Origin of the sequence: Streptomyces spiramyceticus, assembly GCF_028807635.1 — a bacterium.
GTDB lineage: Bacteria > Actinomycetota > Actinomycetes > Streptomycetales > Streptomycetaceae > Streptomyces > Streptomyces spiramyceticus.
The window spans coordinates 489,566-506,119 of sequence record NZ_JARBAX010000002.1; the positions used below are offsets into that span (position 1 = coordinate 489,566).

At 70.2% G+C, this 16,554-nt stretch carries 13 protein-coding genes; 7 read left to right on the forward strand and 6 right to left on the reverse strand.

Features of this window, described 5'->3' with window-relative positions; genetic code table 11:
• Positions 1 to 13: 13 nt before the first annotated feature.
• Both PXH83_RS25720 and PXH83_RS25725 read right to left on the reverse strand, forming a co-directional pair.
• Positions 14 to 1,240 carry an NAD(P)/FAD-dependent oxidoreductase gene (locus PXH83_RS25720; protein WP_274563495.1) on the reverse strand — a complete coding sequence of 409 codons (1,227 nt, stop codon included), beginning with the start codon at positions 1,238 to 1,240 and terminating at the stop codon, positions 14 to 16.
• Entirely contained in the window at positions 1,237 to 1,614 is a 378-nt protein-coding gene (locus tag PXH83_RS25725; RefSeq protein WP_274563496.1) for a bifunctional 3-phenylpropionate/cinnamic acid dioxygenase ferredoxin subunit, read from the reverse strand. Before PXH83_RS25725 ends, PXH83_RS25720 begins: the two co-directional genes overlap by 4 nt.
• Positions 1,615 to 1,832: 218 nt before the next feature.
• Between PXH83_RS25725 and PXH83_RS25730 the strand changes: the two genes are divergently transcribed.
• The 5 genes from PXH83_RS25730 to PXH83_RS25750 all read left to right on the forward strand — a co-directional run bounded on the left by PXH83_RS25730 (position 1,833) and on the right by PXH83_RS25750 (position 8,836).
• Entirely contained in the window at positions 1,833 to 2,576 is a 744-nt protein-coding gene (locus PXH83_RS25730; protein ID WP_420803284.1) for an IclR family transcriptional regulator, read from the forward strand.
• 320 nt (positions 2,577 to 2,896) lie between these two features.
• Positions 2,897 to 3,982: an S-(hydroxymethyl)mycothiol dehydrogenase gene (locus PXH83_RS25735; RefSeq protein WP_274563498.1), complete on the forward strand. Its 1,086-nt coding sequence runs from the start codon at positions 2,897 to 2,899 to the stop codon at positions 3,980 to 3,982.
• Positions 3,982 to 6,423: a GcvT family protein gene (locus PXH83_RS25740; RefSeq protein WP_274563499.1), complete on the forward strand. Its 2,442-nt coding sequence runs from the start codon at positions 3,982 to 3,984 to the stop codon at positions 6,421 to 6,423. Before PXH83_RS25735 ends, PXH83_RS25740 begins: the two co-directional genes overlap by 1 nt.
• A 15-nt stretch (positions 6,424 to 6,438) precedes the next feature.
• On the forward strand, positions 6,439 to 7,599 hold the full coding sequence (gene solA / locus PXH83_RS25745; RefSeq protein WP_274563500.1) for an N-methyl-L-tryptophan oxidase: 1,161 nt from the start codon (positions 6,439 to 6,441) through the stop codon (positions 7,597 to 7,599).
• 19 nt (positions 7,600 to 7,618) lie between these two features.
• Complete coding sequence (locus tag PXH83_RS25750) at positions 7,619 to 8,836, forward strand: aromatic ring-hydroxylating oxygenase subunit alpha (protein ID WP_274563501.1); 1,218 nt, start codon at positions 7,619 to 7,621, stop codon at positions 8,834 to 8,836.
• On the opposite strand, the gene PXH83_RS25755 is transcribed toward PXH83_RS25750, so the two are convergent.
• The 4 genes from PXH83_RS25755 to PXH83_RS25770 are packed head-to-tail and all read right to left on the reverse strand — an operon-like array spanning position 8,767 to position 14,977.
• The gene (locus PXH83_RS25755) at positions 8,767 to 9,834 is read right to left on the reverse strand and encodes a trypsin-like serine peptidase (protein WP_274563502.1); all 1,068 of its coding nucleotides are present in this window, start codon (positions 9,832 to 9,834) and stop codon (positions 8,767 to 8,769) included. The genes PXH83_RS25750 and PXH83_RS25755 overlap by 70 nt on opposite strands.
• A gap of 37 nt (positions 9,835 to 9,871) precedes the next feature.
• Positions 9,872 to 10,996 (reverse strand): trypsin-like peptidase domain-containing protein, encoded by a 1,125-nt coding sequence (locus tag PXH83_RS25760; RefSeq protein WP_274563503.1) that lies wholly within the window; start codon positions 10,994 to 10,996, stop codon positions 9,872 to 9,874.
• The gene (locus PXH83_RS25765; RefSeq protein ID WP_274563504.1) at positions 10,993 to 13,869 is read right to left on the reverse strand and encodes an ATP-binding protein; all 2,877 of its coding nucleotides are present in this window, start codon (positions 13,867 to 13,869) and stop codon (positions 10,993 to 10,995) included. Before PXH83_RS25765 ends, PXH83_RS25760 begins: the two co-directional genes overlap by 4 nt.
• The gene (locus PXH83_RS25770; protein WP_274563506.1) at positions 13,850 to 14,977 is read right to left on the reverse strand and encodes a hypothetical protein; all 1,128 of its coding nucleotides are present in this window, start codon (positions 14,975 to 14,977) and stop codon (positions 13,850 to 13,852) included. Before PXH83_RS25770 ends, PXH83_RS25765 begins: the two co-directional genes overlap by 20 nt.
• Before the next feature lie 167 nt (positions 14,978 to 15,144).
• On the opposite strand from PXH83_RS25770, the gene PXH83_RS25775 reads away from it, so the two are divergent.
• The gene (locus PXH83_RS25775) at positions 15,145 to 15,996 is read left to right on the forward strand and encodes a caspase family protein (RefSeq protein WP_274563507.1); all 852 of its coding nucleotides are present in this window, start codon (positions 15,145 to 15,147) and stop codon (positions 15,994 to 15,996) included.
• 268 nt (positions 15,997 to 16,264) lie between these two features.
• Positions 16,265 to 16,408 (forward strand): IS3 family transposase, encoded by a 144-nt coding sequence (locus PXH83_RS25780; RefSeq protein ID WP_420803249.1) that lies wholly within the window; start codon positions 16,265 to 16,267, stop codon positions 16,406 to 16,408.
• Positions 16,409 to 16,554: the final 146 nt, after the last annotated feature.

Below are 16,554 nucleotides of genomic sequence, written 5' to 3' on the forward strand. Positions count from 1 at the left end.
TCCGGACTTCGCGTCAGACGGCAGCCGCAGCCGCAGCCGCAGCCGCAGCCGCAGCCGCAGCTGCAGGCGTCCGGCACCCGCGCGCCAGTTCTCGCCGCAGGCGCATGAAGGGGCGCGGGCGGTTCAGGGCGAGCGTGCCGACGGTGACGCCTTCGCGCTCGTAGACGGCGAGGAAGCTCCGTTCGTCGGTGGACCCTTCGGTGATCCGCACGGTGCAGCACGGCAGCCGCCGGCCTGCGAACTGGATCCGTACGCCGTACTGGTCGGACCAGAAATACGGCAGCGGCCGGGCCGTCTCGACGGTGCGCCCGGCCAGAAGATTGCGTACGGCCGCGGCGGGCTGCTCGGTGGCGTTCGTCCAGTGCTCGGCGCGGCTGCTGCCCACCCTCGCCACATCACCCACCGCCACCACCTGCGGCAGCGTAGTCACACCGCCGTCGTCGCACAGCACCCCGTCACGGAGGGCGAGCGCGGAGCCTTTGAGCCAGCGGGTGCCGGGTACGGCGCCGATGCCCACGACGACCACATCGGCGGGCAGCAGCCGCCCGTCGTCGAGGAGCACGCCGGTCACCGTGTCGGTGCCGCGCAGGGCGGTGACCCCTGTGCCGGTGACGAGCTCCACGCCGTGGTCGGCGTGCAGGGCGGCGCAGATGGTGGCCATGGCATCGCCGAGCTGGGGTAGGAGCGGGAGCGGAGCGGCCTCCACCACGGTCACGTGATGGCCGAGCGCGACGCAGGAGGAGGCGACTTCGGACCCGATGAACCCACCTCCGACGACCACGACCTGGACCGGCTGCCCGGTCGTCAGTTCGGCGCGCAGCGCCCGCGCGTCGTCGAGCGTGCGCAGGGTGTGTACGCCGCGCAAGTGGGCACTCCCGGCAGTGCCGGTCGTGCCCGGCAGGCGGCGCGGGGTGGCTCCGGTGGCGATGACCACGCCGTCGGCCGAGACCGTACGGCCGCTGTCGAGACGTATGGTGCGGCCTCTGGTGTCGAGTCCCTGGGCGCGGACGCCGAGCAGCCACTCGGCGTCGAGTTCCGATTCCTCCTCGGCGTCGGACAGGGCGAGTTGGTCCTCGGCCATGGCTCCGGTGAGGAACTCCTTGGACAGCGGCGGGCGGTCGTACGGCCGGTGGATCTCGTCGCCGATGATCACCAGCCTGCCGTCGTATCCCTGCGCGCGCAGTGCCCGTGCGGCGTACAGCCCGGCGAGCGAGGCTCCCACGACGGCGACGGTCCTCATGCGGAGACGCCTTCACCGACGGCTCGGGCGGCTGCGACAGCCGCCGCAGTTCCGGCGGCCCCGGCGGCCCCGGCGGCCACCTCGACATGGACGAAGCCGCTGTCGTCGACGGAGACCCGGTGGGTCCGGACGGGGCGGCGCGCGGGCAGGCACGTCGGCTGCCCCGTGCGGAGGTCGAACATGGCGGCGTGGAGCGGGCACTCCACCAGGCAGCCCTCCAGCCAGCCCTCGGAAAGGGAAGCATCCTGGTGGGAGCACGTGTCGTCGATCGCGTAGAGCGCTTCCTCGGTGCGGAACACCGCGATCGGCGGCTCGGTGGGGACACGGACTGATTCGCCTTCGGGCAGGTCGTCGAGGTGGCAGACGGGAATCACCAGAGCCCCCTAGGTTCGCTCTTCGGTAACATGATGTTCCATATGGCGCACCGATACGCGTGATGCGCAACAGAATCCGGATCGGGAGCCGCTGCGTCAAGGGCCCCATGGATGTCGGCCGGAATCGGCCGCCAGGCGGTGAGAACGGAAACATGGCGAGCAAGGGCAACGCGGAGGAGCCGGACGCGACGAAGCGGTCCAAAGGGGGAGCGGGTTCCGTGCAGTCGGTGGACCGCGCGGTGAGTGTGCTGGAGATCCTGGCCAGGCTCGGCGAGGCCGGGGTCACGGAGATCGCGGACGAGCTGGACGTACACAAGTCGACGGCGTTCCGGCTGCTCGGAGTGCTGGAGAACCGTGGCCTGGTCGGGCAGGCGAAGGACCGCGGCAAGTACTACTTGGGGGCCGGGGTGTTGCGGCTGGCGGGCGCGGCGGCCGGGCGGCTCGACATCTCGCAGGAGAGTGCGCCCGTCGTCCGTGAGCTCGCCGACGAGGCGGGGGAGACGGTCAACATCGCCGTCCTCGACGACGACGCGGCGGTCAATGTGATGCAGGCGCGCGGCGCGGCTTCCGTCACCGCGCAGAACTGGCTCGGCCGGCGTACGCCGCTGCACGCGACCTCCAGCGGGAAGGTGCTCCTCGCGGGGCTGCCGACGGCGGTGCAGGAGATTTTCCTGGCACGCAGACTGGCCAGATTCACGGAACGGACGGTGACGTCCGGGGTCGAACTGCGGGAGCAGCTCGCGGAGATCTCCACGCAGGGGTACGCGGTGGTGGCCGAGGAGATGGAAGTCGGGCTGAGCGCGGTCGCGGCGCCTGTGCGGGCGCATGACGGGCAGGTCATCGGTGCGGTGAGTGTGTCGGGGCCGGTTTACCGGATGGACGAGGAGCGGTTGACGGAGCTGGCGAAGTCGGTTGTGGATGCGGCGGGTGAGCTGTCCTACCGCATGGGGTACCGCGCCTGATGTGCCGGTTGCCTGCCGCGCTTTCCCCCTACCCGCCCCTGTCCCGGCTGTGACATGTGCGGCTCCGCCGCGTGAGGGGGCAAGCCCCCAGACCCGGACGCCCTTCTGGGGGTCCCCCCACGCCCGCAGGGCGTAGGGGGAGTCCCTCAAACTCCCCCGGACTTCGTCGGGGGGAGACCCCAACGGGCTGAATCTTCAGCCCGTTCGGCGTTTTGCCGGCCGCCCCGCTCCGCCCTCTTGACGCGTCCCTCACGCCGTTCCCACTATGTCTCTCATCGCGCAACCAGTCGTGCAATGCGCAACAAGAGAGGAGCGCGATCGTGCCATACGAGGTACGTGCGGTTGTCGCCGTCAAGAGGGGCGCACCCGTCGAGGTACAGACGATCACCGTCCCCGATCCCGGACCGGGTGAGGTGCTGGTCGGCGTCCAGGCCTGCGGGGTCTGCCACACCGACCTGCACTACCGGGAGGGCGCGATCAACGACGACTTTCCGTTTCTGCTCGGGCACGAGGCGGCCGGCATCGTCGAGGCCGTGGGGGACGGCGTCGACGAACTCGCCCCAGGCGACTACGTCGTCATCGCCTGGCGCGCACCCTGCGGCGACTGCCGCTCCTGCCGTCGCGGCCGCCCCTGGTACTGCTTCGACAGCCGCAACGCCGCGCAGCCCATGACCCTCCTCGACGGCACCCCGCTCGCTCCCGCCCTCGGCATCGGCGCGTTCGCCGAGAAGACTCTCGTCGCCGCCGGCCAGGCCGTGAAGGTCAGCCCGGCCGCCCGCCCCGAGGCCGCCGGTCTCATCGGCTGCGGCGTCATGGCCGGTTACGGGGCGGCCGTCAACACCGGCGAAGTCGGCCGGGGCGACACCGTGGCCGTCATCGGCTGCGGGGGCGTCGGCAACGCCGCCGTCGCCGGAGCCTCGCTCGCCGGTGCCCGCCGTGTCATCGCCGTCGACATCGACGACGCCAAGCTCGACGGGGCCACCCGTTTCGGCGCGACCCACACCGTCAACTCCCGCGGCACGGAAGCGATCGAAGCCGTGCGCGGTCTCACCGGCGGATTCGGCGTCGACGTCGCGATCGACGCGGTGGGGAGCCCCGAGACGTACCGCCAGGCCTTCTACATGCGCGATCACGCCGGGATCCTCGTCCAGGTCGGCGTGCCGGACCCGCAGATGCGGCTCGACATCCCGCTGATCGACCTCTTCTCGCGCGGCGGCGCCCTCAAGTCGTCCTGGTACGGCGACTGTCTGCCCAGCAGAGACTTCCCGATCCTCATCGACCAGTACCTCAGCCGTAAGCTCGACCTCGGCGCCTTCGTCAGCGAGACGATCACACTCGACCAGGTCGAGGAGGCCTTCGCCAAGATGCAACGCGGCGAGGTGCTCCGCTCGGTGGTGGTGCTCTGATGGCGATACGAGGAAGCCGGGGCGCCGTACCCCGAGTGGTGATTGTCGGCGCGGGCATCGTCGGCTGTTCCCTCGCCGAGGAAATCACCGCCCGCGGTTGGACCGACGTAACCGTCGTCGAACAGGGCCCGATGCCCGCCCCCGGCGGCTCCACCTCGCACGCGCCCGGCCTCGTCTTCCGTACCAACGCCTCGAAGACCCTGTCGGAGATGGCGAGTTACACCGTCGAGAAGTTCGGCTCGCTCCGCGTCGACGGGCGGCCCTGCTTCGACCCGGTCGGTGGCCTCGAACTCGCCACCACCCCCGCCCGCCTCGCCGACCTCCACCGCAGAGCCGGACTCGCCGCCTCCTGGGGCATCGAGGGCGAGGTCGTCAGCGCCGACGCGTGCCTGAAGCTGTGGCCGCTCCTCGACCGCGACCTGGTGCTCGGCGGCTTCCACACACCCGGCGACGGCCTCGCCCACGCGCTTCCCGCCGCCCGCGCCCAGCTGGAGCGGGCCACCGCCCGCGGCGCCCGCTGCGTCGACCGGACCACCGTCACCGGCATCAAGCAGCGGGGCGGCCGGGTCACCGGCGTCGTCACCGAGCGGGGCACCTTCCCCGCCGACCACGTGGTGTCGGCGGCCGGCTTCTGGGGCCCGGTGATCGGCCGGATGGCGGGCATCGACGTACCGCTGCTGCCGCTCGCCCACCAGTACGCCAGGACGACGCCGCTCGACACTCCACGCGGTGGCGCAACCGGTCTGCCCATCCTCCGCCACCAGGACCGCGACCTGTACTTCCGTGAGCATGCCGACCGCATCGGCATCGGCTCGTACGCCCACCGCCCCCTGCCCGTCGACCCCTTCACCGTCCCGCGCTACGACGAAGCCCCCGTCATGCCCTCCTCGTACCCCTTCACCGAGGACGACTTCGCCCCCAGCTGGGAAGACGCCACAACCCTGCTGCCCCCACTCGCGAAAACCCGTATCGACGAAGGCTTCAACGGGGTGTTCTCCTTCACCCCCGACGGTATGCCCGTCCTCGGCGAAGCCCGCCAACTGCGCGGCTTCTGGCTGGCCGAGGCCGTCTGGGTCACCCACTCCGCCGGAGTCGCCAAGGCCGTCGCCGAGTGGATGACCGAGGGCCGCCCGTCCGTCGACCTCCACGAGTGCGAGCTGACCCGCTTCGAGACCGCGCAGCGCTCACCGGCGTACGTCGAGGAGCGGGCGGCGCGGCAGTTCGTCGAGGTGTACGACATCATCCATCCGCTCCAGCCACTGGAGCAGCCCCGCCCCCTGCGCGTCAGCCCCTTCTACGCACGCCAGATCGAACTCGGTGCCCACTTCCTGGAAGGCGGCGGCTGGGAACGCCCCCACTGGTACGAGGCCAACGCCCCGCTCGCGGAGCCCCTCATCCTCCCCGCCCGCGACGACTGGTCCGCCCGCCACTGGTCGCGGGTCGCCGCCGCCGAGGCGAAGGCGACCCGCGAGAAGGTCGCGCTGTACGACATGACACCGCTGCGGCGCCTCGAAGTCACCGGGCCCGGATCCCTCGAATTCCTTCAACGGGCGACCACCAACAACCTTGCCAAGAAGCCGGGTTCGGTCACCTACACCCTGCTGCTCGACGAAGCCGCGGGCATCCTCTCCGACCTCACCGTCGCCCGCCTCGAAGAGCACCGCTTCCAGATCGGCGCCAACTCACCGGCCGACCTCGACCGGCTGCTCCGTCACGCCCCTGACGACATAGAGGTACGCGACATCACCGCCGGCACCTGCTGCATCGGCGTCTGGGGCCCGCTCGCCCGCGACCTCGTCCAGCCACTCACCCGCGACGACCTCTCCCACCAGGCCCTCGGCTACTTCAAGGCCACGCAGACGTACATCGGCCCTGTCCCGGTCACCGCCATGCGGCTGAGTTACGTCGGCGAGCTCGGCTGGGAGCTCTACACCACCGCCGACCTCGGACTCGCGCTCTGGGACACCCTCTGGGCGGCGGGACAGCGGCACGGCGTGATCGCGGCGGGCCGCTCGGCGTTCAACAGCCTGCGTCTGGAGAAGGGCTACCGGGCGTGGGGCCACGACATGACCGCCGAGCACACCCCGTACGAGGCGGGACTCGGCTTCGCCGTCCGCATGGACAAGGGCGACTTCACGGGACGGGAAGCCCTCGAAGCGCTCGGCGAGCCGACTCGCAGGCTCACCGCCCTCACGCTCGACGACCGGGCCGCAGTAGTACTCGGCAAGGAGCCCGTGTCCATCGACGGGGCCGGGCTCCCCGCCGGGTACGTCACCAGCGCCGGTTACGGCTACACCCTGGGCCGCTGCATCGCCTACGCCTGGCTGCCGCCACTGGAGCCCGGCACGCCCGTCCACATCGACTACTTCGGCGAGAAGACCGCCGCCACCGTTGCCCAAGAGCCGCTCTTCGACCCTCGGATGACCCACATCCTCAAGTGAGCGAGGTTCCCTGAGATGTCACCCACGTACGACGTGATCGTCGTCGGCCTCGGCGGCATGGGCAGCGCCGCCGCGCACCATCTCGCCGCCAGGGGCGCCCGCGTGCTGGGCCTGGAGAAGTTCGGTCCGGTCCACAACAAGGGCTCCAGCCACGGTGGTTCACGCATCACCCGGCAGTCGTACTTCGAGGACCCGGCGTACGTACCGCTCCTCCTGCGCTCGTACGAGCTCTACGAGCAGCTGGAACGCGACACCGGCCGCAGCATCGCCACCCTCTGCGGCGGCGTGATGGTCGGCCGCCCCGACTCCCGCACCGTCGCCGGCTCGCTGCTGTCCGCCCAGCAGTGGGTCCTGCCCCACGAGATGCTCGACGCCCGCGAAATCCGCCGCCGCTTTCCGACCCTCACCCCGGACGACGACGAGGTGGCGCTCTACGAGGCGCGGGCCGGACTCGTCCGCCCCGAGAACACGGTCGCCGCGCACGTCCAGCTCGCCACCCAAGGCGGCGCCGACCTGCACTTCACGGAGCCCATGACGCGCTGGGAGGCCCTCGAAGGCGGCAAGGGAGTCCGCGTGCACACGGCGGAGAACGCGTACACGGCCGGGCATCTCGTGATCTGCCCCGGCGCATGGGCGCCGCAGCTGCTCACCGACATCGGGGTGCCGTTCACCATCGAGCGGCAGGTCATGTACTGGTTCCAGCCGACCGGTGGCGTACGGCCGTTCCTCCCCGAGCACCACCCCGTCTACATCTGGGAGGCGGCGGACGGAGTCCAGGTCTACGGCTTCCCGGCGATCGACGGACCGGAGAAGGGCACCAAAGTGGCCTTCTTCCGCAAGGGCTCCGTCTGCACCCCGGAGACCATAGAGCGGACCGTGTACGACGACGAGGTGGCCGCGATGGCGGGCCACATGTCCCGCCGTATCCCCGCCCTGTCCGGCACCTTCCTCAAGGCTGCCACCTGCATGTACTCCAATACGCCCGACGAGCACTTCGTGATCGCCCGCCACCCGGCGCACACCGACTCGGTCACCGTCGCCTGCGGATTCTCCGGGCACGGCTTCAAATTCGTCCCGGTCGTCGGCGAGATCGTCGCGGACCTGGCGCTCACCGGCACAACGGATCACCCCATCGGCCTGTTCGACCCCCGTCGGCGGGCCACCGCGCCCGTCTGAGCCGAGAGGCACGATCGCCATGACGACCAGCCCTGCCTCCACCACCCCCAGCCTGATCGCCACGCTCCCTGGGCACTTCTACACCGACCCCGGGATCTTCCGGCAGGAACAGGAGCGGATCTTCGAATCGCTCTGGTACTGCGCCGTGCGCTCCTGTGACCTCGACCGGCCCGGCGCCTACCGCACGGTGCAGGCGGGCCGGGAGAGCGTTCTGGTCACCCGCACCCGCACCGGTGAGCTCCGCGCCTTCCTCAACATCTGCCGCCACCGCGGCGCCAGGCTGTGCACGGAGCCCGCGGGCCAGGTCCGCCGCAGCCTCCAATGCCCGTACCACGCCTGGACGTACGACCTGGACGGCAGACTGGTCGCCGCACCCAACCTGGTGCAGATGCCCGACATCGACCGTACGGAATACGGCCTGGTGCGGGTGGCGCTGCGGGAGTGGCTCGGCTACGCCTGGATCTGTCTGGCCGACGAGCCGCCGTCCTTCGAGGAGACCGTGATCGGCGCGGCCGTGGAGCGGCTCGGCAGCGCCGACGCGATCGGACGGTACGAGACCGAGGGCCTCGCCCTGGGCCGCCGCATCAGCTACGACGTGGCGGCGAACTGGAAGCTGATCGTCGAGAACTTCATGGAGTGCTACCACTGCGCGACCATCCACCCCGAACTCACCGACGTACTCCCGGAGTTCGCGGACGGCCTGGCGGCGCAGTACTACGTCGGACACGGCGCCGAATTCAGCGAGGACGCCCAGGGCTTCACCGTCGACGGCAGCGCCGGCTTCGGCCGCCTGCCCGGCGTCGACGACGACCGGGACCGCCGCTACTACGCCGTCACCGTCAAACCGCAGGTCTTCGTGAACCTGGTGCCCGACCATGTGATCGTCCACCGCATGTTCCCCCTGGCCGTGGACCGTACGGTCGTCGAGTGCGACTGGCTGTACGCCCCCGGGGTCGTGGCATCGGGCGCGGACCTCGACAAGTCCGTGGAGCTCTTCCACCGCGTGAACACCCAGGACTTCGAGGCCTGCGAAAGGACCCAGCCGGCGATGGCGTCGCGCGCGTACCGCAAGGGCGGGGTCCTCGTCCCGGCGGAACACCACATCGGGGCCTTTCACAGCTGGGTGACCGGCAGACTCGGTCACCCACCGGCGGACGGGGGCGGCAGTCAGACGAAGTTGACCTCGGCGCGCAGCAGGAGCGGATCCTCCACGAACTCCCACAGCGGTACGGCGTAGTTGCCGAAGCCGTAGCGGCCGCCGTAGTGCAGACCGAGGACGCGGTGGTCGGTGAGGTCGAAGACCGGGGAGCCGCTGTTGCCGCCCAGGGTCGAGCAGTCGTGCTTCATGACGCTCTGCTCGCGGACGAGTTCCGTGGCCGTGCCGGGCTGGAGGCGTTTGACGTTGTAGATGTCCATGAAGATCCGGCGCATCGACTCCGGTTCATTGCGGCGGCCGTCCCACGCGGGATAGCCGATGCAGTACACCGGACGTCCCGGCAGATCGGTCGGCGCGTCCGCGGCCACGGCCACCGGCGTCGGCAGGGAGCCTCCGCCGTCGGCCGGGGAGACCCGCAGCAGGGCCATGTCGACTTCCTCGTGGATGCCGAGCACCTCGGTGATCGCGTAGGCGGGCCCTCCGTCCCCGCCCGGCCCGCCGCCGTACTCCTCGGCCATGTCGATCCGGGCGCTCATGCCCTGCTGGTACGTCCAGCCGCTGCCGTCGCCGCGGGCGAACTCCACCGCCACGTGACGGTTCGTCATGACGACGTCGGAGCTGACGAGGAAGGCGGTGCCGACCCAGTCCAGGCTGGTGTGCCCGGTGACCTCGACCCGGCCGACGCGCGCGATCGAGTCACGGATCGCGGCCCGGTGGCCGTCGAGGACCGCCCAGTCGCCCGGCTGCTGGCTGAAGTCGCGGTTCTGGACGAGGATGGCGGGCCTGCCTTCGAGCAGGACGATGGCCTCCATGCCGAACGACTCGTCGTCACTGATCTCGTCCGCGCGCCCCTCGGCGAGCTTCTCCAGGCCAGTCGCACCCGCCGACAGAACACGGGCCCGTTCCAGCGCGGCGAAGTGGGATATCTGGCCGGCGGGCAGCTGGTCCGCGGGGAGGTTCTCCGACGATTCGGGGACTTCCCGCGACAGGCCGTCCCGTACCCGCTGGGCGACTTCCCGGAGGTCGGTGAAGACCTGCTCGGGACCGGTCGCCACCGGTGATCTGCTCCGGCTGCGCATAGGGTTCTCCTCGCTCTCCTCGGTCGCGTTGTGCCGCTCAGTCGCGTTGTGCCGCCTCGATCTCGGCATGGACGGCGGGGCTGTTGGCCGCCAGGTGCCGCATCACGGTGTCCATCTGGGTCCCGACGTTGACGAAGGCCGTGCTGCTGCCGTGGAAGGACACGTTCTCCACGCGCCGCGTCCCCCGGTGGAGCGCCACGACCTTCCAGTCGTCCGTGAAGACGGGCGAACCGGAGGATCCTCCGCGGGTGTCGGTGAAGTAGCGCACGTCGCGCTCGTCCGTCTCGTAGACGAGGTTGTTGCGCAGCGCGACGCGCTTCGGCCGGCCGCCGGGGTGCTGGATGATGTTGACGGCCACGTAGTCGCCCCCGGCGACCGCCAGGGAGTTGCGCGACAGCTTCAGTACGGGCCGGGAGGGCGCCGCGGCCAGCCGGAGGATCGCGTAGTCGAGTTCGGCGTCCGTGGCGACGAGTGCGCTGACGGCGGCCTCCTCCGTCTCCACGTCGTCGGTGTCGTAGTCGAACCGGGCGAGGGTGTGCTGCGCCTGGAGGCTCAGGTCCGCGGGTTCGGCCAGTGGGCGCCCGGCGCCGGTGCCCGCTCGGGCGTTGACCACGTGGTGGTTGGTGACGAGCAGGTCGGGGGCGACGAGCCAGCCTGTGCCGGAGTGCGGGAAACCGTTCGGCTGGAGCGGAGCGCCCGCCTCGTACGGAGGAACCTTGATGCGGGCGACCGCCGTTGCGGCGAGGTCGCCGCCCCGGAGGAAGCCGATGGGGACGGTGTCGTCACGGTGGACGATCTCTTCCTTGATCTCCGGGGCAGGCATCCCGGCCATGACGTCCGGTTCGCCGCCCGCGTTTCTCGCCACGTCGTCCAGGGCGTGCTGGAAGACGGCGAGCGGCCCGGCCTCGGTGGTCTGGGCGACGGCGTTGCGCAGCCAGATCTCCAGCGGCACGGAGCCGTCCACCAGACGCTCCACCCGGTTCATCTCGTTGAGATCCGAGTGCACCTGCCGTACGGGTGCGGGCAGCAGCGGCAGCGTGCCCCGGTACCTGGGCATGATGCCGTCGAACAGCAGCGGCCTGACCATGGGGTCGGCGAGCCCGGTCTCCAGAGCGGCGTCCCGCACCTTCTGGATCTCCTCCGGCGACAGATACGCGGTCATGGCCCACCACCCGCCCCCGCGCGCATCGCGGCGGCCACCCCGGCCGCGATCTCGCCGCTCTCGTCGAGCACGGTCAGCAGCTGCCGGGCAAGTCCGTCGAGGGTGCCCCGGTCGCGGGCGAGACGGAGGATGTCGGTGATGCCGGAGGGCGAGCCGCCCGCCTGCTGCCGTTGCGGGCCGACGGCCTCGTCCAGCATCTCCATGAGGTCCCCGAGCATCCCCGGCCGCTCGGACGAGGCACGGGACATCGCCCCGCCGAGGATGTCCAGCGTCTCGTCCTCCTCCGGCAGCCCCACGACGTCCAGTGCGTGGTCGAGCGCCCCGGGGTCCTCCGCGTAGATCTGCGACGCCACGGCGCGTACGAGCGCGGGCTGGCCGGCGAGGACCGCGTCGGGCAACACCCGCAGCCGCATGGCGAGTTCCCGGTCGACCTGGGGGTCCGGGATCTCGGCCCCGGCGACCATCCGGGCGCGGGCCAGCAGTGCGCCCATCGCTTCGAGATCGTGACCGATGCCGACCGCGATGTCCTCCGCCAGGCGCAGGTCGGTGTCGGCGCCGACCAGGTCGTCGGCCTCCTCGGCGAGGCGGGCGGAGAGCAGCAGCAGTTCCAGTTGCCGCTCGGCACATCCCGCCCGCTCGGCGGGCCCGATGGCGTTGGACACCGCTTTCCGGGCATCCTCGGGCCGCCCGAGGCGGCTCAGTGTCTCGGCCAGCAGGGCGTGCAGGGAGCTGCACGGTGTCCAGGGCCGGCGTTCCCCGAGCCGGGCGTACGCCGCCTGGGTGAAGCCCTGCGCGAGCAGGTCCTCGACCTCACGGGCGGCGATCCGCTCCCAGTCCTCCTGGTCGGCGCCCTCCATGACCCGGTCGGGGGCCCCGCCGCCGAGATTCGCGGTGAGCAGCGCCGCGGCCCTGGGGGTCATCTCCTGCTGTGCCCCGACCAGGAACCGCCCGACTCCGGGCAGCCAGCGCGCCTGCACCGAGCGCGGGTTCTCATTGAGCCGCAGCCGGTGGTAGATCTCCTCGGCGCGTGCCTCCAGGCCGTCCCGCGCGGCGTAGTACTCGACGGCGCGTCGTTCGACGGCGCGCATCACGTCGGTGCGGTCGCTCCCCGGCAGGCGCAGCATGATCGCGCGGACGTCGGCGCGATGCCGTACGGCATCGGGGCCGGCCGACTCCACCAGGTCGAGGCGGGACAGCTCGTCGAAGAGGACGCGCGCGTGGTCCGGGGATTCCACCCGCAGACCGCAGGGTTCGGCGAGTACGTCCTTGATGATCTCGGGGGTGATGACCCGCAGCACCAGGCCGGGACGGGCGAGACGGCGTACGTCCTCATTGGCGATGTGGCTGAGGATGCGGTCGTACAGGATGCCCTGGACGAGCATCTGGTCGACCCGGCGGAAGAAGTCACGGCGCCGGGCGGGCAGGCTGCGGATCAGGTCATCCATGCGGCCGGTTTCGCCTCCGGCGAGGGCCGCGGCCCGTGCGGCCAGTCTCAGGCTGAGCGGGTGGCCGCCGACCCGGTCGGCCAGCGCCTGTGCCACCTCGGGATCCTCGACGCCGCACGACATCAGGAGGCTGACGGCCGCCTGTGGATCCAGGTCGTGGAGCTCGATGTCCAGCGGCGTCATGGCCCGCGCGGGATGGTCGACGGGAGCGCGTCCGGAGACGACGACCCGCAGCCGTGGGTAGACGTTCTGGAGCGCGACGCAGATCGCCCACATCCTGCCCAGCATCGGCGATCCGCGGTACTGGGCCGCCTCGAACGAGTCGATGACCAGCACGAACGGCGGATCCTCACGGTCCGCCACCGCCACGGCCCGTACCAGGACATCGGCGACCCGCCGGACGAGGTCCGTCTCGCGTTCGGTGGCCATCAGCTGGAACTCCTGCGACGACGAACGCCCCAGAACCGCCCGCGTCGTCGCGAGCCGGTGCAGCTGTGTCACCCGCTCCTCGCCCTCCCGCTGGCTGCGGGCCGTCTGCTGGCACTCGTCCGCGAGCGCGTCCAGCTCGGCGCGGAACAAGGGGTACTGGATGCCGAGCTGGCGGGCGGCCTCGGCGATGAGGGTGACCGGCTCGTGGATGGAGAGCGTGGGCCGCTCGAAGTCGATGTAGGCGAAGGGGAATCCGGGGGTGCGGCCGGGGCTGGTGTCGAGGAGGAATTTGGCGAGCAGGGTGCTCTTGCCGATGCCGCCGGGCCCGTGGATCACCAGTGGGGGGACGGGCGCGAGGCGCGCGACGCCGGTGCGGGGGCTTCCGACGTAGCCGCGCAGCTCGTCGAGCTCGCTGGTACGCCCCTCGAACGCTCCCTGTACGAGGCGTTCGAGTGGCTGGAAGAGTCTGGCCCGCTCCAGGGTGCGCTGGATCTCCCCGACGTCCGGCAGCCCGCTCATGCCCGGCACCTGTGAGAGCCACAGCACGGCCTGGAGGAGGTCGGCCAGATCGTCCGCGCTCGCCCGGTCCGTGATCTCCAGCGGCCAGCCGGACAGGTACGCCAGACAGACCTGTTCCGGTCCGGGCTCGTCCGGGAACTGCTCGATGTTGCTCTCCAGGGCGAGCCGCGCGGCCTCCGGACCGGCCAGTCCGCGCAATGCCGCGTCCCTGGCCTCCGCCTTGAGCGCCCATACGCACCGGTCCTTCCTGCCCACCGTCGAGCAGTCGTCCAGCAGTTCCAGGACCGCGCCACCGGTGGTGCGGATCTCGCCGGGCAGCCGCAGCTGCACGGGGTCGAACCGGGCGAGCAGGCAAGCCGCTTCGCGATAGCCCCGGTGCGTCTCCGAGACGGAATGTGCCTGATGTACGCCGGGCCGCCGCAGTTCCTGGCGCAGTCGGGCGGCGAAGAGGTCCCGCGTTTCAGAGCGATCGGTAGACACGGATCGCCCCCTCCGCCGCCGTGCAGATCCTCCGCATGTAGCTCTCGCCGCTGTCGCCCTCCGCCTGCGCGGCTTTGAGGACCTCTTCGACGGCGGCGTCCACGAGTTCGGCGATCGAGGCCTCCTCGGGCTGTCCGGTGCCGAGGGAGCGGGGTGGGGATTCGTGGAAGTACTGGTCGAAGAAGCTGCGCAGATCGTCCGGTTCGGCGATACGGGCCGTGTCCCGGCTCAGACTTCCCCGCAGGTCGTAGGGGAGTTGACGCATCGTCGGACCGTAACCGAGGAGAACAAGACGCGGTGCCTGGTCGCCCCGTACGGCGGCGTGCTCGTAGATGGCGAGGGCGAGCTGCCCGATGAAGTCCCAGACGTCGGAGCTGGGGTCGAGCCGGTCGCACTCGTCGAGCACCAGCCAGAAGGTGTCCTCGGCGGCCGTCGCCCGGCGGACCACCTGGTGCACGGCATCGTCGAGCGACGGCAGCGGGTCGTTCAGCCCGGTGGGGTTCACGGACGGGATGTCGGACCGGGGGTCGGCGACGAATTCGGCCAGTCGCCTGACCACTTTGTCGGCGGTCGAGGTGCGCGACAGGGTGACGCGCGCCGGACGGAAGCCGCTGTGCTGCCCGATGTGACGGATGAGGTTGTAGGTGTACGACCTGCCGCTGTCCGGATCGCCGTCGACGAGCAGCACGGACTTCTCGGGGTCATCGACGAACTGGCGGAGCGTTTCCCGGAGATTCTGGCGGTCTATGAAGACCTCGGTGCCGTTCTTGAGGACGCACGTCCGGAAATTGTCCTGCGAGGTGTGGGCGCGGTAGTCCTCGCGCAGCCGGTCCCGGAATTCGAGGGCTTTCGCGATGTCGGGCAGGACGGACAGCCGCTCGATCGTGGCGACGGCATCGAGGAGTTCCATCTGCCGCCGGATGTCCTTGCGCGATGCCTGTACGAGCGCGCGGGCGTTCTCGGAGCTGACCGCGGTCAGCCGCAGAGAGCCGATGAATTCTGCGGAGAACCCGTACTGGGAAAGCTGATTGTGGGGGTCGACGGTGTCCAGCAGGTACTCCCGTACCCACATGGTGACGAGGTCCCATTCCGTTTCAGCCAAAGGCATATTTGTCATGCTTCCACCCACTTTGCGGTCCTGCAACGGCACGGCGGTGACCGATCACTGTCAGTAGTGGACCTTTCAGGCGGTTGGCGCCGCCGACGGGTTCGGCGGGCGCCCATCACGGAACGTATCCAGGCGATGTCCCCAGCCCAGGCGCGCGAGGAGCCCCCATGGCCACCGGAATTTCTCTTCACATCGGACTCAACAAGGTCGACCCGGCGCAGTACGGCGGCTGGGACGGCGAGCTCGTCGCATGCGAGCAGGACGCCCACGACATGGCCCGGCTGGCCCGCACGGCCGGGTTCAGCGATACGACGCTGCTCACGCCCGACGGCACCGTCGACAACGTCACCAAGGAGCTCCGTAAAGCGGCCAAGCGGCTGAAGAGCGGCGACATCATGCTGTTCACTTACTCGGGCCACGGCGGACAGGTACCGGACGCCGAGGGCTCCGACGACGAACGGGACGAATTCGACGAGACCCTCGTCCTCTTCGACCGCCAGTTCCTCGACGACGAACTGCACCGGGAATTCGGACGCTTCGCCGCAGGAGTCCGCATCGCGGCCTTCCTCGACTGCTGCCACAGCGGCACTGGCATCGAAGTACGGGACGTCCTGACCCCCGAGGCCATGCAGGAGCAGTTCCAGACCCGCGACCCGGACGAGATCGAGAACACCTCACGGCTCATGCCTGTAGCCAAGCAGGTCGAGATCTACCAGCGTGACCAGCAGTTCTTCCAGGAGATCCAGCGCGGACTCGGCGACAAGAAGGCCCGCAGGGACGGAGTGAACGCACTGCTCATCTCCGCCTGCCAGGACAACCAGCTCGCCTCCGACGGCCCGGTCAACGGCGCCTTCACCGGCATGCTGCTGGAGGTCTGGGACAACGGGGCCTTCCGCGGCGGCTACCGCGCGTTCCACCGCGACATCCTGGAACGCATGCCGGCCACGCAGAGCCCGAACTTCTATGTGGCGGGCCGCCCGGACGACCGGTTCCTGGAGCAGCGGCCCTTCACGGTCTGATGCAGGGCCAGTCAGTGCACACCGGAATTGAGGCATGAAACGCCCAAAGAACCCCGCGCCTGCAACTCCTTGAGGTCTAGAGGAAGAGATGTCACTGATGGTGATGCCGATGCGCCCTCCGGCGACATGCTGAAAGAGGAGAACAAGCAGCTCAGGGCGCGTATCGGGGAACTGGAGGCGGAGCGGGAGATTCTGCGGAGGGCTGCGAAGTATTTCGGGAGGTCTCCCGGTCCGGGTTCTACCGGTGACTGAAGGGCGCCCGGCCCGCATGGCGCGGACACGCTGCGATGCCCGCCTCGCCCGGCGGATCCGGGAGATCCACAAGGAGTCCGACGGCACCTACGGCATCCCGCGTATCACGGCCGAGCTCAAGGACGCCGGGATCGACATCAGCTCTCCGGTCTCCTGCTGATTCGTCATGCCTGGCCTCCCGGGGCGGATCGTCCATCGCGCGGTGTCCACCTCTTGACCCTCTACGTATCTATGGGCAATATGGGGATATACGGTGTAAACATACATCATCAGGAAGCATCCAGTCGCCCGCTACGTCGGGTAAGC

What these genes read in the sequence shown, in the direction of transcription:
- PXH83_RS25780 (WP_420803249.1), top strand. Translation starts at nt 16,265, where the DNA reads ATGGCGCGGACACGCTGCGATGCCCGCCTCGCCCGGCGGATCCGGGAG.
- PXH83_RS25760 (WP_274563503.1), bottom strand. Translation starts at nt 10,996, where the DNA reads ATGACCGCGTATCTGTCGCCGGAGGAGATCCAGAAGGTGCGGGACGCC.
- PXH83_RS25740 (WP_274563499.1), top strand. Translation starts at nt 3,982, where the DNA reads ATGGCGATACGAGGAAGCCGGGGCGCCGTACCCCGAGTGGTGATTGTC.
- PXH83_RS25770 (WP_274563506.1), bottom strand. Translation starts at nt 14,977, where the DNA reads ATGCCTTTGGCTGAAACGGAATGGGACCTCGTCACCATGTGGGTACGG.
- solA (WP_274563500.1), top strand. Translation starts at nt 6,439, where the DNA reads ATGTCACCCACGTACGACGTGATCGTCGTCGGCCTCGGCGGCATGGGC.
- PXH83_RS25775 (WP_274563507.1), top strand. Translation starts at nt 15,145, where the DNA reads ATGGCCACCGGAATTTCTCTTCACATCGGACTCAACAAGGTCGACCCG.
- PXH83_RS25720 (WP_274563495.1), bottom strand. Translation starts at nt 1,240, where the DNA reads ATGAGGACCGTCGCCGTCGTGGGAGCCTCGCTCGCCGGGCTGTACGCC.
- PXH83_RS25755 (WP_274563502.1), bottom strand. Translation starts at nt 9,834, where the DNA reads ATGCGCAGCCGGAGCAGATCACCGGTGGCGACCGGTCCCGAGCAGGTC.
- PXH83_RS25750 (WP_274563501.1), top strand. Translation starts at nt 7,619, where the DNA reads ATGACGACCAGCCCTGCCTCCACCACCCCCAGCCTGATCGCCACGCTC.